Source organism: Dellaglioa sp. CoH-56-MRSF-13 (genome assembly GCF_056782095.1).
In genome coordinates this window covers 1-414 of record NZ_JBXAYC010000071.1, presented here as the reverse complement: position 1 = coordinate 414, position 414 = coordinate 1, and the positions used below count along the sequence as shown (strand labels likewise).

Here is a 414-nt window from a genome sequence, read left to right as displayed (position 1 = left end):
CATCGGCTCACGCGAGCCATTCACCAACTAACCCACTAGGGGCCAGCATGAAAGCAAAGCGCAAAATCGAGTATCACGGGGACATTAACCCGGAACACGGGGGCTATCTTTATAGCCTGCATACGGCGCGCGACGGCTGGGGTTATATCAATGTCGTGCGAATTTTTCCGTGTGTTGACGCGGGGCTCGCGGAAAATGAATTCTGGGTTGAGCGCCTGACCGTGAATTTGCCCGATGACCCGGTAACGGAAGCGGACGTGTTGTCCGTTATCGGCCTGTCACTGGCTGAGTACGAGGCGGAAACCAATGAGGAAATGCGCCTCTGTACCATGCTAGATGCGTGTCTCGCCTATGGGAAGTATGACAAGGACGGAGACGATGCGGTGCGGATCGGGAAACGTGACCGGCTTGCGC

General features: G+C 56.3%; 1 protein-coding gene. It reads left to right on the top strand.

Translation table 11 applies throughout. The annotated features are described in order from the left end of the window. Window positions 1-47: 47 nt before the first annotated feature. Window positions 48-414: hypothetical protein (locus AC1RP1_RS07930; RefSeq protein WP_481762710.1), on the top strand; the 367-nt coding region annotated here is incomplete at its 3' end.